The organism is Clostridium sp. CM038 (genome assembly GCF_055081105.1).
This window is the reverse complement of record NZ_CM143651.1, coordinates 2579357-2605244: the sequence shown is the minus strand read 5'-3', so window position 1 is coordinate 2605244 and position 25888 is coordinate 2579357. Positions and strand designations below refer to the sequence as shown.

Genomic DNA, 25888 nt, shown 5'->3' with positions numbered 1-25888 from the left:
TCCTAACTTATTATTACAATAGATACCAATACCATTTATTCATACAAAAAAAGAATGTACAAAAGATGATTATATATTTTCTGTTTTCATAGCTCTCATGGAATTTAACACTGCAATAAGTGTAACTCCAACATCACCAAATACTGCTTCCCACATAGTACCTAATCCTGATGCAACAAAGACTAATAAAATAAGTTTAATACCTAAAGCAAAGAATATATTTTGCATTACTATAGTTCTTGTTTTCTTTGCTATTTTTATTGCAGTAGAAATCTTTGAAGGTTCATCGGTCATTATTACTATGTCAGCAGCTTCAATTGCAGCATCAGAGCCTATTCCACCCATGGCTATACCTATATCAGATCTTGCTAGAACTGGTGCATCATTTATTCCATCACCTACGAACACTAACTTACCTTTTGTTGATTTCTCTTTATACAGCAATTCTAACATTTCAACTTTTTGGTCTGGAAGTAATTCAGCATAAACTTCATCCAAACCTAATTCCTTTGCAACTTTAGTTCCAACAGTTTTATTATCGCCTGTAAGCATAACTATTTTCTTAACACCTATTGCTTTTAAAGTTTTAATTGCCTTTGCTGAATCATCTTTAACCTCATCAGATATTGTTATATATCCAGCATATTTGTTATCCACAGCAACATGAACCACTGTACCTATAGTGTCTATTTGATTATAAACAATATTTTCTTTGTCCATTAATTTGCAGTTACCAGCTAATACTTCTTTGCTTTCCACAATAATCTTTATACCATGACCTGTTATTTCTTCATAATTTTCTACTAAACCCTTATCTATCTCCTTGCCATAAGCATTTAATATTGAAGTAGCTATTGGGTGATTTGAATAGCTTTCAGCATAGGCAGCATAGGTTAAAAGTTCATCACTTGAAATATCATTTTGTGATTCTATTTCTGTTACCTTAAATACACCTTTTGTAAGCGTTCCAGTTTTATCAAACACTACAATTTCAACATTATTTAATGCCTCAAGGTAGTTACCTCCTTTTATAAGAATACCATTTTTCGAAGCACCACCTATACCTCCAAAGAAACCAAGTGGTATAGATACAACTAAAGCACAAGGACAAGATACTACTAGAAATGCCAATGCTCTATATATCCACTCTGAAAATGTTGCGCCTTCTATAACAAGTGGTGGTATTACAGCTAATGCTAATGCTGAGAAAACAACAGCAGGTGTATAGTATCTAGCAAATTTTGTTATATAATTCTCTGTAGGAGCTTTCTTGCTACTTGCATTTTGAACTAAGTCTAATATCTTTGCAATAGTAGAATCTCCAAACTCTTTTTCTACTTTTATTGTTAAAAGTCCATTTGTATTAATAACTCCACCTAAGATGCTGTCACCTGCCCCTACTCTTCTAGGCACTGATTCACCAGTTAAAGCAGAAGTATCTACCATAGAGCTACCTTCAATTACTTTACCATCTACTGGAACTTTTTCTCCAGGTTTAACAACTATAATATCTCCCACAGCAACTTCTTCAGGTGATACTTTTTTAATATCATCACCTAATTTTAAGTTAGCAAAATCAGGTCTTATGTCCATTAGTGCTGTAATAGATTTTCTTGAACGATTAACAGCTATCCCTTGGAATATTTCTCCTACTTGATAGAAAAGCATTACCGCTACACCTTCTGGATAATTACCAATTGTAAACGCACCGATGGTTGCTATACCCATTAAGAAGTTTTCATCAAATACTTGACCTTTACTTATATTTTTTAAAGCTCTTAAGACTACTTCTCCACCTACAATTAAATAACTTATTACATATAGAATAAGTTCTAAAGTACTAGGAAACTTCATAGCAGTTGCTACTCCAAAGATCGTTGCACCAACAGCCAATTTAATTATTTCATTCTTAGTATTTTCTTCTTTAATTTCTTCATTTTTATTGTTTACCTTTTTAACTTTACCCTCAAGAACAATCACATTAACATCTGGTTCAATTCTTTTAACAATTTCCCTAACTTTTTCAATAATTGCATTTTGTTTAGATGGACTATCTATCTCCATAATAAGTTTAGTAGATACAAAATCCACAACCGCAGATTTTACACCGTCTATATTATTTGATTCTCTTTCTATCTTTGCAGCACAGTTACCACAACATAGTCCCTGAAGCAATACTTCTTTTTTTAACACCTTTGCCGCCTGTTTTTCTATTACTTATATATGACTTTCTACACTTTTAACAATTTCAGTTGTTGCAGTAATTAGTTCTTTTGTTCTATTAATTTCTTCAATTTCTAAAAATAATGTTTTAGTTACAAAGCTTATACTTGCTGATTTGATGCCTTTTAATTTACTAAGTTTTTGTTCCATTTTAGTAGCACAGTTAGCACATCCTAATCCTTCTAATATAAATTCTTTTTTTAAACTAAGTTTAGTACTTAGTTTAATACTACTTTCTAACGGTTTCATATTTTCATTAATTAATTTAATATTTTTTGCTGATATTTTAATATTACCTTTTGTATTAGATTTTTTTACTTCTTTGTCCATTATTTTACTCCCCTCCGATAAAATTTATCTTTTCTCAGATACATGAATTAAGCCTTGGTCAAAAATACCCTTAACCTGTTCATCATCCAATGAATAATAAACTACTTTCCAATCTTTTATGTACTTTATGAGTCGAGCTTGTTTCAATACTCTAAATTAATGTGAAATAGCTGATTGAGTCATTCCAAGTAATACAGCTATTTCACAGATGCACATTTCTGCTTGAAATAAAGAACATAATATTTCTATTCTAGTTGTATATCCAAATACCTTAAATAAATCAGCTAAGTCATAAAGTATTTCCTCTTGTGGTATGTATTCTTTAACTTTATTAACTTTCATGTATAGTAAAACAACTACAATGATCTAAATTATTTTTTTCTTTTATATTTTTATCTCTTTCATCTGAACAGATGAATATATGTTCATACGTTTATTATATGCAGAGATATTAATTTTGTCAACAAAATAAAAAATAATCCAAAAAATTTATGATTGATTTATGATAATGTACTTGTATACCGTTTTTGATTATGTCCCGAATTTCAAAAATATAGTAATCATCCTGTCTCCTAAGGCGAACCGTTCTACAAAGAAAAGGGTGAAAGTTCAATTGAAAGAATTAGCTAAATAAACAAAGTTAAAAAAAAGTAAAAGAAATACAATTGGCGACGCTTGATGCAGAAGATTCACATCAAGGACGTCCCAGATGTGCCTATACTGGTGAAATGCTTCAGATGGATGATTCTCTTCATAAATGGTTTGGTATTGAGAAGAGTCAGATACATATTTCAGGCGCATATTTTGACCAACAGGAAACCCTGAATGGCTATTATCATGTCCTGCAACAGGTTCTCGTTGACTATGGCATCCCATACATGTTTTTCATTGATTGAAAGTAACAGTGAACATTTATCTAACATAACTAATATAGGCAAAGAAGTAGAACGGCAACTGAACGAAGTAGAAATAACAACTTATGAACAATTAATACTGCTTGGGGCAAAAGCATTGTGGTTGAAATTCAAGAGATTGATGAAATAGCTTGTATTAATAGGCTCTATGCTCTGTGCTATTCCGGGCATAAAGAAAACATTGTTGCCTGATGAGAGAAAAGTAGAACTCAAGGAGTTTTATAACTGGCATAAAAAATAGACAATTATATGTAGTAAGACGTAGCCGAAGAGAAATCCCCAACTGTTTTTATAGAAACTAATAACAATAGCAGATAAAAAAATCCATATGGAGTGAAATTGACTCATTTCTATCTGGCTTCGTTTGACTCTATCTAAATTAAATAGAAAGAAATTATTAAATTAAATGAGGAAATACAGAGAGTTGGATTTTTACAGGGATGAAAAGAAAGATGTTTCGGAATTTTTAGGAGCGATTAGGGCTTGCAGTTTTTTTTTTCACACAAGTTCAGTAACTGGGGAACAGGTAGTAATGGAACAGAAAACGGATATAATAATGTAAAAATATGGTAATATACTATACTTATTAGGTATTACCATATTAAAATTATTCTATTTCAGTTTCTAAAGTAAGAAAAGGTCTTAACATACCTTTTCTAATTTCTTCTGATATTTTAAATGAATGAATAAATACAAAAATATCTTTGAATCGTAGCGTAAGCTCCATATACTGAACAAAATTAATAGGGCATAGAATACTATTAAAAATTTCTATATACTTAGCATTAACTAATGCAGTGAATTTTTTGCAAGCTACCGCTTTATCTACTCTGTTTCACACTCTAATAAATTCCCAAAATCATCTATGTAACTAAAAACACTCTCATCCTTTCTCACATTATTACTGATGAACTCTATTAAATCCGTGGAAACTTTATTATATTTAATTGCAAATGATGGGAATATACTTATGTAGATTTTTTCGCCGGAGGCTTTTTCCCATAACATAGTTTGTATGCTAATCTTTGTATAATTTAAGTTGTTCTCTACTATATAATAAAGTCCACGTTCAAAAGTACCATTTTTCTTGAGTTTATCTAATTCTGGTATATTTAATTCCTTTCGGATTGATGCCTTCAAATACCTTTAAAATACTTTTCTTCATATTCTTTCAAAAACGTATTGAAATTAATGGGTAAATGTATTATTATATTCATAGGTTTTCTTTTGTAATTTAAGCCTAAGCAAAAAGCACAAGTTGTATTCAATACATCCTGTGCTTTTCGTTTATATATTTTTAACTGCTAACATTCGTGTCTAAAAATTAAGGATTACTGCAAATTAAGATGTCTCCTAACAATAGGCACATCCTTCTATATGACGCAATATTTATATAATGTTGTGCGACAGGAGTTTAAATAAATGATCTTATTTTTTTTCTTTAAGTACCATAAACGGTCGTTTATGGTGCTGATAGAGTTAGGTTCAAATTACTCGTTTCTTACTCTTTAGTATAGATAAGTCGGAAATGTTGGTGAGAATCCTGTTAGGAAAAAAATATATGAGCAATGCAAAATAGAGAAATATCTCTGAGGAACAAAGTAGGTGCCCAAAAGTGGGAAATCGCTAATAAAATAAAAGGATGATGAATTATGAAAAAAGTAGGCAAGAAAATATTTGCGTTTTTAAAGTGGCTAATAATCACATTAGTAGCATTGTTTGTATTCTTTCTAGTTGTGAGGTTTGTTGTACGAGGTATAAGAAAGAGGAATGCGATATCAATGAATGAGGTAAGTGAGGTTATTACTGTTGACTTAGGGGAAATTAAACAAGAAGTATTATTAGAGGGGGAAAGTAAAGACCTTCCGGTTATGGTTTATGTTCATGGTGGTCCTGGACAATCGATTCCATTTAATGCAGGTTGTAGAGGATTGTTTAAAGAATTATCAAGTGAATATATTATGGTGTATTGGGATCAATATGGAGTTGGGAAAAATCATGCGGTATTAAATGATAATTTTACAATTGATACATATGTTACTATGCTTACCGATTTAGTAACTGAGATGAAAATTAGATATCCAGATAATGAACTATATGTTTTCGGAGCATCTTGGGGATCCTTACTTACTTGCAGAGCAGCAAATCGAATTCCAGAAAAGATAGATGGGGTTATTATTTATGGTCAAGTAATAGATGAATTATATCGGTCAGAGGAATTATTGAATACATTTTTAAGTAGTGATATGAGTACAGAAGAGAAGTTATTTGTTGAGGGTATCAAAAAGAAAGAACAATTATCCTACGATGATTTAATTAAGATTGATGGATTTATACAATCACATACGGATGGTTATTTTTATAAAAAAAATGGTCAGAGTAATTCTATGATATATAAAACAATGCTTCAAACACTATTCAGTCCTGACTATTCATTACGAGAAGCGTTTGGAACTGTGGTTGATGCTTCCGCGTATTATAAAGAATGTGATATTACCATGGAATTAATAGAAAGCAATATATCTGAAGAATTGGAGAATATAAGTATACCTTATTATATTCTTCAAAGTGATAATGATTTGGTAACTTCAACCCAGAAGGTAACTAAATTTATAGATAATACAAAAAATAAGAATTTGAGTATAAAAGTAATCCCCAATAGTGGACATATCCCAACCAACAGTTGTTTAGAAACAATTATAGATGAACTAGTAAAATATAAGGCTAGAAGAGAACCAAAATAGCAATTAGGGTATTTTGGCCTATCCCGCCAAAAAGGTGTATTTTCTAACTGAAAACTCCCCCATATTATAATCGAAAATTCCCTCCACCCTTATATCAATTGATAGCACATGTGGGTTGCCATTGACATTGAGCCTCTGTGCATATGGTTATATGCCATTAATCAAACCATTGTAAACAATGGCTTAGCAATAGTTATAGGCTACCACATGCACTCTCAATGTAAATGGTACGCTTTGCCAACCCACACTAAAATTCTCAATTGCAAATTAGGTGGGGGAATAATTCAATTATAAAGTGGGGGAGTTTTCAATTAGTATATACAAAAGGTATATTAGGGTCAAAATATATTATTAATGTGGATTTTGAGTGTTTTGAAAGTTACACAATGCATTTGTGTAACTTTTACTTTCCTTAGTTAGCAACGGTATTTGGTGTTTTAAATCCTGATAAGTTCGCAACTTTCTTATAGAACTAAACCGCTAAAAACGGTGGTAGACGAGTGCTAATTACATTAATTTAATTTTTGCTTAAATAAAATAGAAAGAAGTATCCTATTTGACTAAGATACTTCTTTATTATAATGTACACTTCCTTTAAACTTTTATTGTTGAAATAAAAAATGAGGAAGTGTTATTATTTATGTCAGAATTAAGAAAAAGAATGAAAATGGATATGGAACTACGTGGTTATAGCCCAAGTACAATAAAAAATTATATCAATAACGTCAGTAGTTTCGCTAAATTTTACAACAAATCACCAGAGCTTTTAAGAGAAAAAGAAATACGTGACTATCTGCATTATTGTATCATGAAAAAAAGATTAAGTGAAGGTACAGTTAATTATATTAATGCAAGTTTAAAATTTTTTTATACAAAAATTCTTAATAGATACTGGAATATGGATAAGCTAGCAAGAGTCAAACAACCAACAAAATTACCTGCTGTTTTGTCCCCTGAGGAAGTTAAATCCATTTTTGATGTTACTGAAAACCTTAAGCATAAAACAATTCTTATGACAGTTTACTCCGCAGGATTAAGGGTTAGTGAAGTTTGTAATTTAAAAGTAACAGATATTGATAGTGGAAATATGCAAATATTAATAAGACAAGGTAAAGGTAAAAAAGATAGATATTCATTGTTATCAAACTCAAATCTTGAAATTCTTAGAGAGTATTGGAAAAAATATCACCCTAAAGAATTTTTATTTTCTGGAAGGGGTCGTACAGATGCAATAACATCACGTAGTGTTGAAAAAATGTTGGAGAAGTCTATAAAAAAAACTGGAATTACTAAGAATGCAACGGTTCATACCCTTCGTCACAGTTTTGCAACTCATTTGCTAGATGCTGGTACAGATATTTGTTATATTCAAAGGCTTTTAGGACATACTCGAATAACTCCACTATTTATTTACATCTTAGGAGAATGGATTTACTTAATATAAGGAGTCCATTGGATATACTCTTAGATAATAAAGGTGAACAGGATGATTGAAATTCAAGATATATTTAATAAATATGGTGATGAATACAGAAGAAATCATAAGCTTCCACTACATATTCAAAAGACTATGATTTCTATTGAAGCCTGTAGAACAGCGGAGCTTGGTGGTCATGTAGATGAGTGTGATGAATGTGGTCACATGAGAATTTCTTATAATTCTTGTCGAGATAGGCATTGTCCTAAGTGCCAAACTTTAGCTAAGGAAAGATGGCTTGAAAAAAGAAAAGAAGATTTATTACCCGTAGGGTATTTTCATATTGTTTTCACTATACCTGAGCAACTTAACTATATAACTCTAACTAACCAAAAGGAGATGTATTCTATTCTCTTTAAAGCTGTTTCAGAAACACTGCTTGAACTTTCAAGAGATAAAAAATATTTAGGAGCCGAAATTGGGTTTATGGCAATTTTACATACTTGGGGTCAGAACTTAATGAACCATCCACATATACATTGTATAGTTCCAAGTGGTGGGTTAACTTTAGATGGTAACCGATGGATAAACTCGAAGAAAGATTTTTTTATCCCAGTTAAAGTGCTTTCAAGAAAATTTAGAGGTAAATTTTTATTTTACCTTAAAAGAGCATATTATAGTAATGCCCTTAAATACACAACTGGTATTGAGGAATTAACAGAAAAACATATATTTCAGGGTTTCATAGATAAGTTATATAAAAAAGAATGGATTGTTTATTGTAGACCTCCTTTTGGTAGTGCGGAGTACGTGCTTGAATATTTTGGAAGATACACTCATAGAGTAGCTATATCTAATCATAGGATTGTAAATTTAGAAAATGGCTATGTCACTTTCAAGTGGAGAGATTATAAAGAGCATAACAAGGAAAAGTTTATGACTCTAACAGTAGATGAATTTATTAGAAGATTTCTAATGCATGTTTTGCCAAGAAAGTTTGTTAAAATTAGACACTACGGGATATTAAGTAACAGAAATAGGTCAACCAAGCTTCAAAAATGCAAAGAGCTTATAGGTGGAGTACAAAGTAAAAAACAAGACTCAGAGGTTAAATTAAATGCAGCGGAGCTTCTTCTTAAGCTCACAGGAATAGATATAAATATTTGTTCATGCTGTGGTAAAGGTAAAATGATGACAAAAGAGAAGTTAATTCGCCAAAACTATTCTCCGCCAGGAGAAACAAATAGAATAGCATAAAGTGTTTATTTAGGGGAGGGGGAAAGTACGTCTATTTTTAGAAAATAATCAAAATTTAAAAGGAGTGCAGATACATTTCTGGAAATTACAGTTAATAACCTTAATGTTAAAGCTAATTTCAGAAAGAGGGAGAAGATTGAATCCCCATAGCAGTGCTAACGCGGCATCGTTCTATAGCTTGTTTCAGAAATTGAGCAATTTTAGTGGCTATCATCTTTTAAGTATATACTTAAGGTGATAGTTTTTATCGGCTCAACATCTGAATCCAAACCTATTCATAGTGTGACCCAAGTCCTACTTTTTTCATTCTTAAGAAATATGTTTAAAATATATTTTAGAGTAATTAAAACACCGATATATTCAAAAGTTCGTTGAATATATCGGTGTTTTGGTAATATATGTATTGACGTATAAAATCCGCGTTTTGCGGTTACTACCCCATAGCCATCAAGCTAAGGGAAGTCTATAAAAATAAAGCCCCCCATTTGTAAAAATGTTATCATTTAAAAGATAACAAAACACATCAATGGGGGTAATTTACAAATGATAGAAGAAAACTTAAAATTGGATAAAGATATGAAACATTTTGCAGCTGAAATTAAAAGATGTTTTTCAAAAGAGGAGATTGAAGAAATAGCTAGAGTAACAGGCTTTGTGAAAAGAAAAGGTAAAATTAAAGCATGGGAATTCGTTTGCTTATGCTGCTTTATGGATGCAGAGGTTGCGAATAATACACTTGTTACCTTATGTACAAAACTTAGTGCAAAAATAGGAATAGTTATTTCTAATCAAGCATTAGATCAACGTTTAAATGAAAGATGTGTGGAATTTTTAAAGAAGATTTTTGAGAACCTGTTGCGCCAAACAATAACAAATAATACTTGTATACCAAGTGTATGGGATGAACATTTCAAACGAATAAGAATACTTGATTCTACTGCTTTTCAAGTACCAGAAAGCTATAAAGATATTTATCCTGGATCTGGTGGCTGCTCTCAAGCTTCAGGTGTAAAAATACAACTAGAATATGAATTGAAATCTGGAAATCTTCTTAATATACAAGTAGGAGCTGGCTCAGGAAGCGACAATACTTTTGGGAGCAAAATAAGAGATACTATCAAATCTGGGGATCTTATTTTAAGAGATCTTGGGTATTTCAACTTTGAAGATTTTTTGGACATAGAAGATAGAGAAGCGTTTTACATATCAAGACTCAAACCTAATATAGCAGTATATATAGAAAATAAGGATATAGAGTACTATAAGAATGGCGCTCCTAAAAAATCAAGCCTTTTTAAAAGAATCTATATTTCTGACATAATGAAACAGATGGGCGAGGGGGACCGTTATGAAATTAAGGATGTCTATGTAGGCAAGGAAAAGACGCTAAAAACAAGGCTTATTTTGTATAAACTAACAAATGGGCAATTGAAAAAAAGAACAGAAAAATCTGTGAAGAATGCTAAAAAAAAGGGTATAGAAAAAAGTAATAATACGATTGAATTATTAGGTATATCTATTTATATAACGAATATTAAGGAAGAAGTTTTAAGTTCAAAGCAGGTTCATGAGTTTTACAGTTTAAGATGGCAGATCGAAATAATATTTAAAACGTGGAAATCCATATTTAGTATACAGGTTGTAAAGTTAGTTAAAATAGAACGGTTTCAATGTCAGCTTTATGGAAAACTTATTTTGCTACTAATAAGCTCTGCTGTAATGTTTAAAATGAGGACTTTAGCTTTAGAAAATAAAGGCCTTGAAGCCAGTGAAATTAAAACTTGTGAAATAGTTCATGAATATATTGATAGTCTGTATTTTGAGCTTATCAAATTCCCTAATAAAGTTCTCAATACCTTAAAATTAATATTTGAAAATGTAGTTAGGAATGGTCTGAAATCTCATAAAAAGAACAAGAAAACTGTTTTTGATATTCTTGGAGTTTGTTATAAATTAACATCATCGCAGGCTAAAGTTGCAGCATAAAACAACTTGATAAAATTGTAAAAGCCCCACTATATACGTGGCTTTTTTTAGTGTACCCTAAAATTGTTTGAATACTATTGTACACTTAAAATTTACCATTAAAATCTTTCAAAATAAATTTTGATGGTAAAATATAGTATTTAATACTGACTTACTAATATTCAATATGGCTTAGCTTGATGGCTATGGGTTACTACCCCTATTAGAAAATATTAAATATTATTCAAGATAACTCCATTAGCACAGGGGATATTCAGAAAACTTTTTAAAGTTAGCTCAGGCCATGCTGGATGCAATAATTTTATAAAACATCTACAACTAAAACAAATTTTTTATTCCATACCTATCCGATCTACCCGCAAATTGAGAGGTATCTACAAAGGTCTCTAACAACACAAGCGAAACAACAATATTCTCTCAGCCAATCTTTTTGAATTTGTTTTATGGATAAAGCTAACGCTTTACTTGCTAAATTTTTAATGTTGACCCAAGGAAATATTAAAAATCTACTGTTATTAAGTATAAAATTAAGCCTTACATTTTTATTTTCAACACTCCAGCCTATCCGTTCATCACGTGATTTCAATGACCACGCTGACGCGGAAAATTGAGGACATCCGAGCTTCTTGTCTCCACTTTTAACAAAATAATATAATCTAGAACAAAATATTTGCTTATCTCCTAACATATGATAATCATTAACATATTTTTGCCACAGTTTCAATTGGACTCCTGCTCTTGCAATTTATAAATATATTGGCTCAAAATCTTTTAGTTCTCCTATTATAGGAGTGATATCTATCACAAAGTCCGGTATTATTGAAATTGCTACTTTTTTAAATACAACAACTAAATTTGGTAGTTTAATAATGCCTGCATCTTCTAATTTTACTAGAAATCCTACGCATTGAGGTGTTTGGCTCTTCAAGCTGGCGTAGTCCAGTTTAGAAACTCACATACAGTGACTGCTAATTCTTTTCTTGATAAATGTGAATATTTATTTCTTGTCCATATTGTGCCCCACCTACCTTTCCAATATTATAATAACATTTGTACTATGTAGTTGTTCAGGTGCATTTAAGAAAAAGTTTTTTAAAAAAAACTTATAGCCCTTGATATACAAGGGCTATATTTTTAGTGTGCCCGGCATGGGCGTAATCTAACGGGTGAAAGTCCCGAGTGCGGGTTGATAGTGCCAAGCACATAGTTGAACACCAAGGGTGTCCTCGGCGACGAGGAATCTGAAGGCAGGTGTAGACAAATTTCCAGTCTGACGAACAGAAATTACATATAAGGCATGGTATACTGGGTAAAATTGCTAAACAAATTGAAGCCCAAAACTATTCAAAAAAATATACTGTGTAAATGTAGCAGATACATGGAGAGAAAGATTGCGTTCTTACCCGGGGAGAGCTCATGGACATGTTAAGATGTATTTCGATACATGGTTGAAATAAGATTTATCATGAGCAGTCAGCCGACGCCATAGTACCAAAATATTTATAAATATTTTGGGAAGGGCTGAACTATAGGAGGTTTTGAAAATTTTGAAGAACTCAAAGAAATATGTAGAAATCAGAAAACTTCATAATGAAGACTATCTATGCGAGGTAGGGTTGGAAATCCAAGATAACATAGAAGTGATGAGTATTTCTTCGGCGTCAAGGAATGGAAGAGACGACAAGAAACGAGATACTAATAACCTAATGGAGCAAATTCTTCATCGTGGCAATTTGAACAAAGCATACAAAAAGGTGAAGAAAAATAAAGGAAGTAGTGGCGTGGATGGAATGACAGTAGATGAACTACTAGAATACCTAAAACGTAACAACAGCCAACTTCAAAAGGATTTAATAGAAGAAAGTTATACCCCAATGCCAGTCCGTAGGGTAGAAATAGATAAACCCGACGGTGGGAAAAGACTTCTAGGAATACCTACGGTAGTAGACAGGGTAGTACAACAGGCGATAGCCCAAGTGTTAACACCAATCTACGAGGAAAAGTTTTCAGAAACAAGTTTTGGATTCCGACCAGGAAGAAGTCAACACCAAGCGATTGAAAAATGTAAAGAACACATCAACGACGGTTATAAATGGGTCGTTGACATTGACATATCTAAGTATTTTGATACTGTAAATCATGATAAACTCATGTCCATCCTATCCAAGGATTTAGATGACAAAAAGGTATTAAGATTAATAAGGAAATATTTACAATCAGGTGTAATGATAAACGGAGTGGTCGCAGAAACAGACCTCGGATGCCCGCAGGGTGGTCCATGTAGTCCGCTACTCAGTAATATTTATCTAAATGAATTGGATAAAGAACTGGAAAGGCGTGGATTAAGGTTCTGTCGTTTTGCAGATGATTGCAATATCTACGTTAAGAGCAAACGATCTGCGGAAAGAGTAATGAGGTCAGTTACAAAATTTCTGGAGGAAGAACTGAAACTGAAAATAAATCTAAACAAAAGTAAGGTAGCTAGGCCATGGAAACTGAAATACTTAAGTTTTTCATTTTACAATGGCAAAGGTGGAATTCAAGTACGTGTACACCCGAAAGCTATAGAAAAACTTAAGAAAAACATCAAAGAAGTAACTTCAAGAAGTAATGGGAAAAGCCTAGAATGGAGATTCCAAAAACTGAATCAGAAACTTCGAGGATGGATAAATTATTTCAGAATAGCTAATATGAAAACTATAGCAAAAGAGCTAGACCGATGGTTAAGGAGAAGGATACGCCTCTGTATATGGAAACAATGGAAAAGGGTCAGAACGAGATTCAAGGAACTTAAAAAGAGAGGGCTATCAAAACAAAAGTCTTGGGAATATGCAAATACACGAAGAAGTTATTGGAGAATATCCAAGAGTCCAATTATGAATATTGCATATAAAGATAAAGACCTAGAAAGTCTAGGTCTAATCAGTATAACGAAATATTATCTTAGAACTTGTTAGTTCTTATAGAACCGCCTTGTACCGAACGGTATGCAGGGTGGTGTGAGAGGTCGGCTAATCAAATAATGATTAGCCTCCTACTCGATTGCTTCAGCTCTGTCAAATTACCTGAAACTGAGCTAGGTCTTGAATTATTACATCCATGTTTATAGGCTCATGGTTTTTATTAAACTCATATCGAAAATAGAGATTAATATGCCGCAATTAACTGGATAGATATGGATTATAAAATTTAATTTTATCCAATTGTTCCAATGATTATAAATAATTACCAATAAATGTTTGATATTTACAATATTTAATAGTATACTAAGATAGTTGTTATGAATTAATTGTTATTTTTACAATTATAAGGTTGTACTATGTATAAAATTATAGTTTTTAAAAGTAATATGAAATAATAAGAATTAATGAGGAGAATATTTATGCAAAAATACGTAAAAGATTGCATATTGCAGGAGATCGGTGGTGAGAATGTACATTTGGATAAATCGGGTGTTTCTAATTTTAGGTCTAATATTGAAAGAGATTGCTATGAGTCCACGAGAGAACATATTGTAGTTTTGCCTCATTCCTGCGAGGATAAAGTGGACTATAGTCCTTCGTCATATATAAATAAGCCAACGCATGTAGAAAGTATAATTCAGTTAGAAATAAAAAAACATCAAATGGTCAATGATTTATATGAAAGTAAAAAGCGCATAGACAAAAACCGTATTTATGCTGAAGTAGGAAGTCTTGAAAAGATTACATTCTATGAAAAGCTGATTGAACTTGAAAAAAAATATAGCTGCAAAACTGCTATTACAGAAGGAGAAAAATCAGTCAGCTTTACTGAACTGAAGGTCAACGCATTAAAATATGCCAGCTATTTTATCTCGAAAGGAATAGGCAAGGGCAGTGCGGTTATAATGCAAATTCCTAATTCAATACTTTTTGCTGAGGTATGCTTCGGATTATGGCGTATTGGAGCTGTACCGGTTTTTACCATACCTGCGCTAAGATTTGCAGAACTTAAGGGTATCGTAAAGGCTACAGGGCCAGTTGCATATTTTGCGGATGATGAATATATGGGATTTAATTATCATAATCTTGGAGAGCAGTTGAAAAATATTTGTCCGACTATTCAATATTTAATGTTTTCAAGTGAACTTGAAAGGGTATGTAACAGTTTTGCTACGCTAAGTGATAGCAACATTCCATATCCTGAATATTATGATATGGCTTTGTTATTACTATCCAGCGGCACTACCGGAATACCGAAGCTTATTCCGAGAAGCCATGCCGATTATATATGCAATGCCAGTCTGGCAGCTGGAAGATTTGGTATTACTGAGGAAAGTGTATTTTTACTTGCACTTCCAGTTCAACATACATTTGGGTTTGCTTTGCCAGGTCTTCTGGGTACGCTGATTAACGGTGGAAGAGTCGTAATGTGCAAGGTGGCAAGTCCTGATAATGTTTTGCCTTTAATAGAAGAAGAAAGGGCTGATATAGTTGCTATGGTGCCATCTTTTGCAGCAGTACTTATGGAGTTCCTGCAGTGTGATGATTATGATATTTCATCAATTAGAAAGGTACTTGTTGGTGGGGCACATTTAACGCCCGCATTAGGTATAAAAATTCAGAATACTTTGCCCGGAAAGTTGTATCAGGTATATGGATTTTCAGAAGGTCTTATTACTTCAACTCATGAAAATTTCACTCCGGATATTATCGAAAACTGCGTAGGCACGCCGCTGTCATCAGCGGACACCGTAAAAATTGTTGATGATAAAGGCAAGGAAGTTGCACAGGGTGAAATTGGTGAACTCATTGTTAAGGGCCCATATACAATTACCTCTTACTATATGAATGACAATGCAAATCATACTGTTTTTACGGAAGATGGCTTTTATCATTCTGGAGATAAGGCGCAGATTACAGATGAGGGTAATATTCAGATTATTGGTCGGGTTAGAGAACAGATAAATCGTGCTGGCGAAAAAATAATGCCCTCCGAAATCGAGGAGAATCTGTGTATGATGCCTGAGATTGAAACTGCCGCAGTTGTGGGTGCAACTGACGAAATTCTCGGGCAAATTGTGTTTGCTTTCATTATACAGTCAAATGGCAGAGAAGTAAGTATTGAAATTATAAACCGTTTTTTTAATAACTTAGGAGTATGCGCCTACAAAAGACCGGACGTAATAAAAATTATAGGTAAAATGCCATTGACTAGAATGGGTAAGCTTAATAAAAAAGAACTCGAAAAAATTGCAAATGAAATCTACAGCAAGGGAGAATATTAACATGCCTGAGAGAATTAATACAACAGAACTAAAAGATATAATACTCAGCGTTCTTAATAAGGACGTTGAGATTGATTTAAATCAGAATTTATTAGAGTTAGGTCTAGGATCGTTACAGGTAATGAGAATTGCAGGCCAACTAAGAAAAAAAAATATTAAGATAACATTTGAGAAGTTGATGAATAATCCAACGATAAATGAATGGAACATACTAATTAACGGAAATACGACTACTACATTAGAAAAAGCGGAAGAATTAAAGGATAAGGAATTTGATAAAGGGAAAATGTCGGTTTTTCCAATGACTGACGTTCAGTATTCATACTGGATAGGGCGTGACGATGAGCAGCCCTTGGGTGGTGTCGGATGTCATGCCTATATGGAATTTGACGGTGAAAATGTGAAACCTTCAAGACTTGAAAGAGCGTGGAAGCAATTATTTATAACTCACTCGATGATGCGAGCTAAATTTTACAATGGTGTGCAGGAAGTTATGCAAACAACTGAATTTGATTTTCTGACAATTAAAGATTTTACAAATTGTGGCGTTGAGGAAGCTGAAGAGCACTTGATTGAATTCAGGGATAAAATTTCACACAGAAAGCTGAGAACGGAGATAGGTGAAACAGCAGGTCTTGCATTAAGCTTGTTGCCTGGTAATAAAACTAGAATTCATTTTGATGTTGATATGCTTGTTTGCGATGCCCAAAGTATTCGTATTATAATAAGAGATCTGGAAAACGGCTATGTCAAAGATACAGCTCCAGATGTTAATCCGGAATGGGATTTTGGAAGTTATCTTAAACATACTGAAATATCTTTTTCAGAAGAAAAGAAGAGAGCAAAGGAATATTGGGATGAAAGATTAGATACTTTACCATTACGTCCTGAACTACCTCTGGAAAATTCTCCAGCAAAGCTTAAAAAGAGGAGATACTCAAGACATGCTATGTTTCTCAGCGCTGAAAAGACTGAAAGGCTACAGCTTCTATCCAACAAATATCACGTAACTCCTTCAATGGTACTACTCACTGTTTATGCTGAAATTTTGGAGCGTTGGAGTTCACAGGCTAATTTCATGATTAATGTTCCGCTTTTCAACCGCAACACACAGGACAAATCGGTTGAAAATGTAATTGCAGACTTCACTACACTTATGCTTTTAGAGATTGATTTTAGTGAAAAAGAATCATTTATAAATAATCTTAAGAAAATCAGTTCACAGTTCTATAAGGATATGGACTATACTGCTTATAGTGGAGTTCAGGTATTAAGAAATCTTGCATCAAAATATCCCGGTGAGCATGATTTTGCACCGGTTGTTTTTTCTTGTACTTTGGGTACTGAACTTATAAGCAGTGACTTTATTGATAATCTTGGAAATCTTTCATATATGATTTCCCAGACTCCTCAGGTATGGATAGACTGTCAGATATTTGAAGTCGATGGCCGATTAATGCTGTCATGGGATACTCCAGATGGTTTGTTTCCTGAAAATATGATAGATGACATGTTCTCATCATTTGAAAAACTGATTAATCTTTTAATCTGTGAGAATGCTGATTGGTCAAAGGATATAGAATATCTTGGCAATACTCAGTTGGAAAGTATAGAAAGTAGAGCCACATTCAATCTTCCAGCTCATACCAAAACTTTAATTGATGAGTTTTTCAGAAATGGTAAAAGCAATCCCACAAAAATCGCGCTTGTTGATTCTGAAACTGATCGTAGAATTTCATATGGTGAACTTGCTGAAAGTGCTCTCAAAATTGGTGCATTGCTTAAAGAAAACAGTGTTAATGAAGGAGATAAAGTTGCTTTCACTTTGCCGAGAGGCATTTGCCAGATTGAAGCTGTTTTGGGAATTCTTTCGATCGGAGCCTGTTACGTACCAGTAAGTGTTTCACAACCTGCTCAGCGTAGAAACACAGTCCATAAAAGCATGGATATTAGATGTGTATTAACCGACAGAAAAACTGAAAGTAATGTTATTTTCCCAGATGGTGTTGTGAAAATTTATATGGAAGATACCGATACATGTGTTCCTATTGATAAAGTTAAGGTTTCTCCATATGCTTCGGCATATATTATACTAACATCTGGGTCTACTGGCGAACCAAAGGGCGTTGAAATAAGTCATTATGGTGCATGGAACACTATTGAAGATATAAACAAGCGTTATGAAATATCTGACACTGATGTTGCTTTGGCTATTTCAGCGATGGACTTCGATTTATCAGTTTATGATGTTTTCGGAATTTTGAGTGCAGGCGGTACATTGATTATACTTTCTGATGAAAACCTCCGAAATGCCTCCGTATGGATTGACCTTATTGAAAAATACGGAGTTACTGTATGGAACTCCGTTCCGATACTCATGAAAATGTTGCTCACATTTGCCAAAGGTAAAAATAGAAAATTGCCGTCATTGCGAGTTGCAATGCTATCCGGCGACTGGATTGGTCTTGAAATTCCTAGTATGCTGAAAAAAACATCGGAAAGTTGCAGACTTGTGGCAATGGGCGGTGCTACCGAAGCATCTATATGGTCCAATTATTTCGATGTTGAACTTCCTTTGCCAGAAAAATGGGCTTCGATTCCATATGGGCATGGACTTACAAATCAGTCTTATCGTGTAATGGATTTAAAGGTCAGACCCTGCCCTAATTGGGTAGTGGGTGAATTATGGATTGGTGGTGCCGGCGTTGCCAAGGGTTATTGCGGCGATCCAGCTCTCACGGAAAAAAAGTTCATCGACTATAACGGTGAAAGATGGTACAGGACAGGTGATCTCGGACGCTATTGGTCTGACGGCACAATTGAATTCTTAGGTAGAACGGATTTTCAGGTAAAAATTCGTGGTCATAGAATTGAATTAGGCGAGATTGAAAGTGCACTTAAAGCAAATGAAAATATTAAAGATGCTGTTGTAATATCCGCTGGCGAAAAGCAAGGAGAGCATTATCTTGTGGGCTATGTTGTGATGAATGATAATACCTCATACGATTCAGATGTTATTCGTGAATACATTGAAAAGATAGTTCCTTCGTATATGATACCTGCAGTATTTGCTCAATTGGACAGAATTCCGATTACAGCTAACGGTAAGTTAGACAGAAAGCATCTTCCTGAGCCACAAATAGCTGAAAAAGTATATATTGATCCGGAAACCGAAACAGAGAAAGTTTTGGTTGAAATCTGGTGTAAGCTTTTCGGCACTGAAAAAATAAGTGTCAATGATAACTATTTCAGACTTGGCGGCGATTCATTGTTTGGAATTCGCCTGGCTACTGAATTAGATAAGCAATTTAATGTTGAATTATCACTGTCTAAAATTTTTGAATTACCGGTACTAAGAGGTCTGGCTAAATATATTGATACTTTGGCAGTTAAGAAAAAAAATCAATTTCCCGAACTGGTGGTTGATAGAGACAGATGGAATGAAGAATTTCCTCTTTCCGATATTCAGTATGCTTACTGGGTTGGAAGTCAGGGCGAAATGGCTCTTGGAGGAACTTCCACCCATTGTTATTTTGAATTTGACTGTGATAAGTTTGACGAAGAGCGTCTTAACAAGACTTGGAACCAGCTTGTGAAATCTATAGGAATGATGCGAGACGTAATCCTGAAAAAAGGTAAGCAGAAAATTTTAGAAGATGTACCTGAGTATAAAATTAAAAAGGTTGACTTAACAAATAAAACTGAATATGAAAGGAACGAGATCCTAGAAAAAATAAGGAACGAAATGTCGAATGAAAGCTTTGATCCATCAAACTGGCCTTTATTCAGAATAATGCACTCTGTAATTGCTGACGGTAAAGATCGTATTCATATTGCGTTTGATAATATAATTTTCGACGGATGGAGCGTATTTTATGTCATTGAAGAATGGGCTAAATATTATAAGAATGAAAATTATGAAAGTGAACCGCTGGAGATTTCTTATCGCGATTATGTAATGAGCCTTGATGCTATGAAGACCCACAATAAATATATAGAGGATAAAGAATACTGGACAAACCGTCTTGCAGAGTTGAAACCTGCTCCAGAGCTTCCTCTTAAAAAATCTCCGGAGATGCTTAAAAAACAAACATTCATACATCTAAGAGATTGTATTCCTGTTGATGAATGGAATCATATAAAAAAGATTACAAATGAATTGTCTATTACACCATCTTGTGTGTTGCTTACTATTTATTGTGAGGTACTGGCGCGTTGGAGCAGAAAATCTGAATTTTCCATTAATCTCACACAGTTTAACCGACTTTTCAGACATCCTCAGATAAATGATATTGTGGGAGATTTTACAACACCAATTATTCTATCCGTTAATTTAAAGAATGCAAATTCGTTTTTAAAGCGTGCTGAAGACATTCAGAAGCAGCTTTTAAGCGATATGGAGCATCCTTTCATTGGCGGTGTTGAAATACAGAGAGACCTGGCAAAATACACAGGTGGTGAACAGCGTACAATTCCTGTTGTATTTACAAGTATGCTAGGTATAGGCTCGCTGAACGACGAAAAAATGTTGGGCAGCTTAAGCTACACTGCAACCCAGACTCCACAGGTATGGCTTGACTATCAGGCTATTGAAAAGAATGGCGAGCTATACATAGGCCTTGAAGCAGTACGTGAAATGTTTGAGGATGGTATGGCTGAAGAAATCTTTGAGGCCTTTACAGAAACGCTGCATGTTCTGGCAAAGAATAAACTGTTATGGACAAAGCCTTTATCAAGTATTGTAAAAATCAATAAAGTTCCTAATCGAGAGTCTATGCCGGTGCCTTTGCCTACAGAAACACTTGATAAGCTGTTTGTTGATCAGGTTTGTAGAAACGGGCAAAAAATCGCCGTTATTTCAAGTGGAACGGAACTTACGTATAAAGAACTGTTTGAAAGATCATCAGCAGTTTCCATGAAAATTGAAAAAGGAAGTATCGTTGCAATAGTGATGAAAAAAGGCTGGGAACAGGTTGTTGCTGCTATGGGTACTTTAATAGCGGGTGCCACCTATATGCCAATTGATCCGGACAATCCAGATGAACGGAAGAAAGCAATACTTGAAAGTTCAAAAGCAACTGTTATACTTTTACAGTCATCAATTAAAGAACAACAAATGTCTTTCATAAACGGACAGAAAATAATCTGTGTTGATGAACTTGAATCAGTTGAAGTTTTACCTGAAAATTACAAAGCAAAGGCTTCAAACACTGAACCTGCTTATATAATTTTTACTTCTGGTTCTACTGGTGTGCCAAAAGGTGTTGTTATCTCCCATAAGGGAGCTTTGAACACAATAGTTGATGTTAACTCTCGTTTCGGAATTACCCAAAATGACAGTACTATAGCCCTTTCTAATCTGAACTTTGACTTATCAGTTTATGATATATTTGGAATGCTTTGTATAGGCGGTACAGTAATTATTCCTGATAATGACAAAATAAGAGATCCAATGCATTGGATGGAATTGATTAAAAATTACGGTGTAACTGTATGGAATACCGTACCCGCATTTATGCAGATGCTGACAGAATATGCAAATGAAAAAAATATTAGTTTGGTTAATAAACTTAAAACTATATTGCTCAGCGGTGATTGGATTCCTTTGGATTTGCCTGAAAAAATACGTAAGGTATTTTCATATGAGACCAATATTATAAGTCTTGGTGGAGCGACAGAAGCATCTATATGGTCAAATTACTACATTATTCACGAAGTAAAAGGGAATTGGAACAGCATCCCTTACGGTTATCCGCTCACAAATCAAAAATTCAGAATTCTTAATGACCAACTTGAGGATTGTCCTGCTAACGTACCTGGTAAGCTGTACATCGGAGGAAGCGGTTTAGCATTATGCTATCTCAATGACAAAATAAATACTGAAAAGAAATTCATAATTGATCCAGTAACGGGTGATCGCCTTTACGATACCGGAGACCTTGGTAAGTTTTGGTCAGATGGTACAATAGAATTTTTAGGACGTGATGATTTCCAGGTTAAAATCCGCGGTCACAGAATTGAACTGGGCGAAATTGAGTATGCATTAAAGAATTTATGCTACATAAGTGACGCAATTGTTGTTGCTCATGAAAGCAAAGTCGGTGAGAAGTATCTTACGGGCTACGTTGTAACTGGTGAAGATGATTTTAAACCAGATACTCTTACAGAGTATCTTAGCAAACGTGTACCTGCTTACATGGTTCCTGTTACGTTTATGAGACTAGACAATCTACCTATTACAGCCAATGGAAAGATTGATCGTAAAATGCTACCTAAGCCCGAAGAAATTGTTAGAAAATTCGTTGAGCCTGAAACAGAAGCAGAACGCATACTTTGTAAAATATGGGGCAAGCTGTTTGAAACTGAAAATATCAGTGTGCTCGACAGTTATTTCATATTGGGTGGAGACTCACTAATGGGGGTTCACATGATTTCCAAAATTGAGTCGTCCTTTGGTATGGAGATAGCTTTAGGGAAAATATTTGAAATGCCGGTTCTAAGAGATTTGGCGGCGTATATCGAAAGTTTTGACAGTGCAAGTAAAAACGGAGAACTTCCCGAACTTATAGTCAATAAGAAAGCATGGAATGAACCATTCCCGTTGACAGATATTCAGCATGCTTATTGGATAGGGAGCCAAAACAATATGTCGTTAGGCGGAACATCTACACATTGTTACTTTGAACTAGAGTGTAATGATATCAACCTAAATCGTCTTAATAAATGCTGGAACAGGATTATAAAGTCTCAGGGAATGATGAGAGCAGTTATTCTCTTGAATGGTATGCAACTGATTCTTAATGAGGTTCCAGAATATAAAATTGAGGCAATTGATTTAGGAGGATTGGATAAAGTAGAAGTTGCAGAAAAGAGATTGGAAATCCGAGACAATATGTCACAAGAAAGCTGTGATCCGTCCGTTTGGCCGCTGTTCCGTTTATCTTTATCTGATAACGGAAGCACTGACCAAATTCTGCACGTTGCTTTCGATAATATAATTTTTGATGGCTGGAGCGTATTTTTCGTACTAGACGAGCTGAGCAATTGTTATAAAGATGATAATTATAAATTAGATGAACTAGAAATTTCTTATCGGGATTATGTTATGGGTTTCAATGATATTAAGGAAACTGAAAAGTTTAATACAGATAAGGAATATTGGATAAACCGACTTGATGATATTTATCCTAAGCCTGAGTTACCTACAATAACGGATGCAGATATAATCAAAGAACATACATTTCTACATCTTAAGGGTACGATTAATCATAATGACTGGACAAAAATAAAGCAGGCTGCTATGGACAATAATGTAACTCCGTCCTGCGTACTTATTACAGCCTACGTAGAGGCTTTGGGCAGATGGTGCCGCAAACCTCAATTTACTATTAATCTTACGCAGTATAATCGCCTATTTTCACACGAACAAATCAATAAGGTTATTGGTGATTTTACTACCCCGGTATTGTTGTCGGTTAATGTAGACGACGGCATGAGTTTTGCTGAAAGAGCCAATTTAATACAAAAACAGCTCGTAAGCGATATGGAGCATCCTTATTTTGGTGGAGTTCTTGTTCAGAGAGAACTGACACGTAAAAACGGCAGTATGCAGACTATGCCTGTAGTATTTACCAGTACCGTAGGCTTTGGTTCACTGGATACGAGCAAACTTATCGGTAATTTGACGTACACAGCAACCCAAACTCCTCAGATATGGCTTGATTTTCAGGTTATGGAAGTAAATCGAAACATAGAAATCAGTTTTGAAGCGGTTAAAGAACTGTTTGTTGAAGGTATGCCTCAGGAAATTTTGGACGGCTGCATGAATGTACTTAGCAAACTGGCGGAAAATCATGACAACTGGAATTCCAAATCAAAAAGCCTTGTTGATATTAAGTATCCTCTCAATCGGGAATCAGAATATGTTCGTGTTCCCGAACTGACATTGGATGAGTTATTTGTGAAATCAGCAATTAGATATAGTGATAAGCCCGCAATTATTTCACCTAAAAAGACACTGAGCTACAGGGAAGTATTTAGCTACGCTTATGAAATTTCAAAGCATGTTAGTGAAGATTCAATTGTTGCAATAGTAATGGAAAAGGGATGGCAGCAGATTGTTTCTGCCATAGGAGTAATAATGGGAGGCGGCGCATATATGCCTATTGATCCTGATAATCCAGTTGAGCATAGAAAAAAAATCTATCATTCTTCCGGTGCTTCATTATTACTTACACAGTCTTGGCTTAAGAATGAACAGGCAAGTTTTGAAAGCGAAAAGGTTTATTGTATTGATACTGTCGTTCCGGATAATACGATAGATATCAACTGTTTTAAATCCAAAGCTGGATTTAATAAGCGTGCTTATGTAATTTTCACTTCAGGTTCAACAGGAGTACCAAAGGGTGTTGTAATTTCAAATCATGGTGCAGTTAATACTATTTTAGACGTAAATTCTCGTTTTAGTATTACAGATGAAGATAGGGCAATAGCTATTTCAAACCTTAATTTTGATTTATCTGTTTATGATATTTTCGGAATGTTAGCTGCGGGTGGAGCAATTGTAGTTCCTGAGTATAAAAAGCGAAAATATCCAGATCATTGGATTGAACTTATTAAAAATTACGGGGTAAGTGTTTGGAATACTGTTCCCGCATTTATGCAGATGCTGACGGAATATTCCGAGGCTAAACTGGATAAGGCTGTAAACAACTTGAAAACAGTGATGCTTAGCGGCGATTGGATTCCACTTGAACTTCCAGATAAAATTCGAAATGTTTTTGGTGAGAACACAAAGATTATCAGCCTTGGCGGTGCTACTGAAGCTTCCATTTGGTCAAATTACTTCTATGTTAATAAGGTTGAAAAAGAGTGGAAATCTATTCCTTACGGCTATCCTCTAACCAACCAAAAGTTCAAAATACTTAACGATCAGTTGCTGGATTGTCCTGCAAACGTAATCGGAAGGTTGTTTATTGGAGGTGAGGGACTTGCTATGTGTTATATAAACGATAAAGAAAAAACTGACGAAAAATTCATAATTCATCCTACAAGTGGTGAACGTTTGTGCGACACGGGAGACCTTGGTAAGTTCTGGCCGGACGGTACAATAGAATTTATAGGACGAAATGATTTTCAGGTTAAAATCCGCGGCCACAGGATAGAATTAGGCGAGATTGAAAATGCTCTTCTTGAGGAAGAAAATATACAAAAAGCTACAGCACTTGTTATATCAGGGGCTAACGGCAAGAAATTTATTGCAGCTTGCGTAGTTCTTAAATCAGCTGGTGTTTTTGATGAAGAAAAGACGACTGGATATATTAAAAATTCCATCCCAGGCTACATGATTCCGCAAGTTTACTGTGTTGTTGAAAAGATGCCGCTCACAAATAACGGCAAAATTCATCGCAAAGAGCTTGAAAAAATTGTGTCAGAAGCGGTAAAACTAAAATATGAGGCCATAAAGGAAGTAGCTAGCGATATAGAGCTTACTCCAACTGAAAAAGAGGTTGCTGATGTTTGGGGAGAAGTACTACAAATAGTCTCATCGGATATTCATGAAGACTTTATTGATCAGGGGGGCGACTCAATATTGATGGTTAAATTTATTAACCTCCTTCAGGAACGATATGGATATAATGTATCCATGGGTTGTGTATTTGAAGAACAGAATATTCATGGTATTGCTGCAAGAATTGATGATGGAACTTCTGGTGAGGATTAAATGATCATCTTCGATGCTACGATATTAACGACTTCAGAAGGAGAT

The 25888-nt window shown here is 34.2% G+C and carries 12 protein-coding genes and 2 pseudogenes; 8 read left to right on the top strand and 6 right to left on the bottom strand.

Annotation, left to right across the window (positions count from 1 at the left end):
- Positions 1 to 69: 69 nt before the first annotated feature.
- The 3 genes and pseudogenes from ACWJKS_RS12045 to ACWJKS_RS12035 form a co-directional block, all read right to left on the bottom strand.
- Positions 70 to 2193: a heavy metal translocating P-type ATPase gene (locus ACWJKS_RS12045; protein ID WP_462959659.1), complete on the bottom strand. Its 2124-nt coding sequence runs from the start codon at positions 2191 to 2193 to the stop codon at positions 70 to 72.
- Positions 2194 to 2217: 24 nt separating this feature from the next.
- Positions 2218 to 2553, bottom strand: a complete 336-nt coding sequence (locus tag ACWJKS_RS12040; protein WP_462959658.1) for a cation transporter — start codon at positions 2551 to 2553, stop codon at positions 2218 to 2220.
- 24 nt (positions 2554 to 2577) lie between these two features.
- Positions 2578 to 2941: pseudogene (locus ACWJKS_RS12035) on the bottom strand (ArsR/SmtB family transcription factor).
- Between the two features lie 476 nt (positions 2942 to 3417).
- Here ACWJKS_RS12035 and ACWJKS_RS12030 point away from each other — a divergent pair.
- Positions 3418 to 3708: pseudogene (locus ACWJKS_RS12030) on the top strand (TfoX/Sxy family DNA transformation protein).
- A gap of 584 nt (positions 3709 to 4292) precedes the next feature.
- Here the strand turns inward: ACWJKS_RS12030 and ACWJKS_RS12025 are convergent.
- Entirely contained in the window at positions 4293 to 4607 is a 315-nt protein-coding gene (locus ACWJKS_RS12025; RefSeq protein WP_462959657.1) for a hypothetical protein, read from the bottom strand.
- A gap of 512 nt (positions 4608 to 5119) precedes the next feature.
- Between ACWJKS_RS12025 and ACWJKS_RS12020 the strand changes: the two genes are divergently transcribed.
- The 4 genes from ACWJKS_RS12020 to ACWJKS_RS12005 all read left to right on the top strand — a co-directional run bounded on the left by ACWJKS_RS12020 (position 5120) and on the right by ACWJKS_RS12005 (position 10871).
- Positions 5120 to 6211 (top strand): alpha/beta hydrolase, encoded by a 1092-nt coding sequence (locus ACWJKS_RS12020; protein WP_462959656.1) that lies wholly within the window; start codon positions 5120 to 5122, stop codon positions 6209 to 6211.
- 640 nt (positions 6212 to 6851) lie between these two features.
- Positions 6852 to 7655, top strand: a complete 804-nt coding sequence (locus tag ACWJKS_RS12015; RefSeq protein WP_462959521.1) for a site-specific integrase — start codon at positions 6852 to 6854, stop codon at positions 7653 to 7655.
- A gap of 42 nt (positions 7656 to 7697) precedes the next feature.
- Positions 7698 to 8885 carry an IS91 family transposase gene (locus tag ACWJKS_RS12010; protein ID WP_462959520.1) on the top strand — a complete coding sequence of 396 codons (1188 nt, stop codon included), beginning with the start codon at positions 7698 to 7700 and terminating at the stop codon, positions 8883 to 8885.
- 543 nt (positions 8886 to 9428) lie between these two features.
- A complete protein-coding gene (locus ACWJKS_RS12005) occupies positions 9429 to 10871 on the top strand; it encodes an IS4 family transposase (RefSeq protein ID WP_462959655.1) in 1443 nt (480 codons plus the stop codon).
- Between the two features lie 352 nt (positions 10872 to 11223).
- Here ACWJKS_RS12005 and ACWJKS_RS12000 read toward each other — a convergent pair whose 3' ends face one another.
- Together ACWJKS_RS12000 and ACWJKS_RS11995 are read right to left on the bottom strand one after the other, a co-directional pair.
- Positions 11224 to 11595 carry a Druantia anti-phage system protein DruA gene (locus ACWJKS_RS12000; RefSeq protein WP_462959654.1) on the bottom strand — a complete coding sequence of 124 codons (372 nt, stop codon included), beginning with the start codon at positions 11593 to 11595 and terminating at the stop codon, positions 11224 to 11226.
- Between the two features lie 21 nt (positions 11596 to 11616).
- On the bottom strand, positions 11617 to 11799 hold the full coding sequence (locus tag ACWJKS_RS11995; RefSeq protein WP_462959653.1) for a hypothetical protein: 183 nt from the start codon (positions 11797 to 11799) through the stop codon (positions 11617 to 11619).
- 619 nt (positions 11800 to 12418) lie between these two features.
- Between ACWJKS_RS11995 and ltrA the strand changes: the two genes are divergently transcribed.
- The 3 genes from ltrA (at position 12419) to ACWJKS_RS11980 (ending at position 25843) form a co-directional block, all read left to right on the top strand.
- Positions 12419 to 13828, top strand: a complete 1410-nt coding sequence (gene ltrA, locus ACWJKS_RS11990; RefSeq protein WP_165415056.1) for a group II intron reverse transcriptase/maturase — start codon at positions 12419 to 12421, stop codon at positions 13826 to 13828.
- Positions 13829 to 14253: 425 nt separating this feature from the next.
- Complete coding sequence (locus ACWJKS_RS11985; RefSeq protein ID WP_462959652.1) at positions 14254 to 16119, top strand: AMP-binding protein; 1866 nt, start codon at positions 14254 to 14256, stop codon at positions 16117 to 16119.
- Between the two features lies 1 nt (position 16120).
- Positions 16121 to 25843 carry an amino acid adenylation domain-containing protein gene (locus ACWJKS_RS11980; protein WP_462959651.1) on the top strand — a complete coding sequence of 3241 codons (9723 nt, stop codon included), beginning with the start codon at positions 16121 to 16123 and terminating at the stop codon, positions 25841 to 25843.
- Positions 25844 to 25888 lie beyond the last annotated feature (45 nt).

What these genes read in the sequence shown, in the direction of transcription:
- ACWJKS_RS11980 (WP_462959651.1), top strand. Translation starts at nt 16,121, where the DNA reads ATGCCTGAGAGAATTAATACAACAGAACTAAAAGATATAATACTCAGC.
- ACWJKS_RS12020 (WP_462959656.1), top strand. Translation starts at nt 5,120, where the DNA reads ATGAAAAAAGTAGGCAAGAAAATATTTGCGTTTTTAAAGTGGCTAATA.
- ACWJKS_RS12010 (WP_462959520.1), top strand. Translation starts at nt 7,698, where the DNA reads ATGATTGAAATTCAAGATATATTTAATAAATATGGTGATGAATACAGA.
- ACWJKS_RS12015 (WP_462959521.1), top strand. Translation starts at nt 6,852, where the DNA reads ATGTCAGAATTAAGAAAAAGAATGAAAATGGATATGGAACTACGTGGT.
- ACWJKS_RS11985 (WP_462959652.1), top strand. Translation starts at nt 14,254, where the DNA reads ATGCAAAAATACGTAAAAGATTGCATATTGCAGGAGATCGGTGGTGAG.
- ACWJKS_RS12005 (WP_462959655.1), top strand. Translation starts at nt 9,429, where the DNA reads ATGATAGAAGAAAACTTAAAATTGGATAAAGATATGAAACATTTTGCA.
- ACWJKS_RS12040 (WP_462959658.1), bottom strand. Translation starts at nt 2,553, where the DNA reads ATGGACAAAGAAGTAAAAAAATCTAATACAAAAGGTAATATTAAAATA.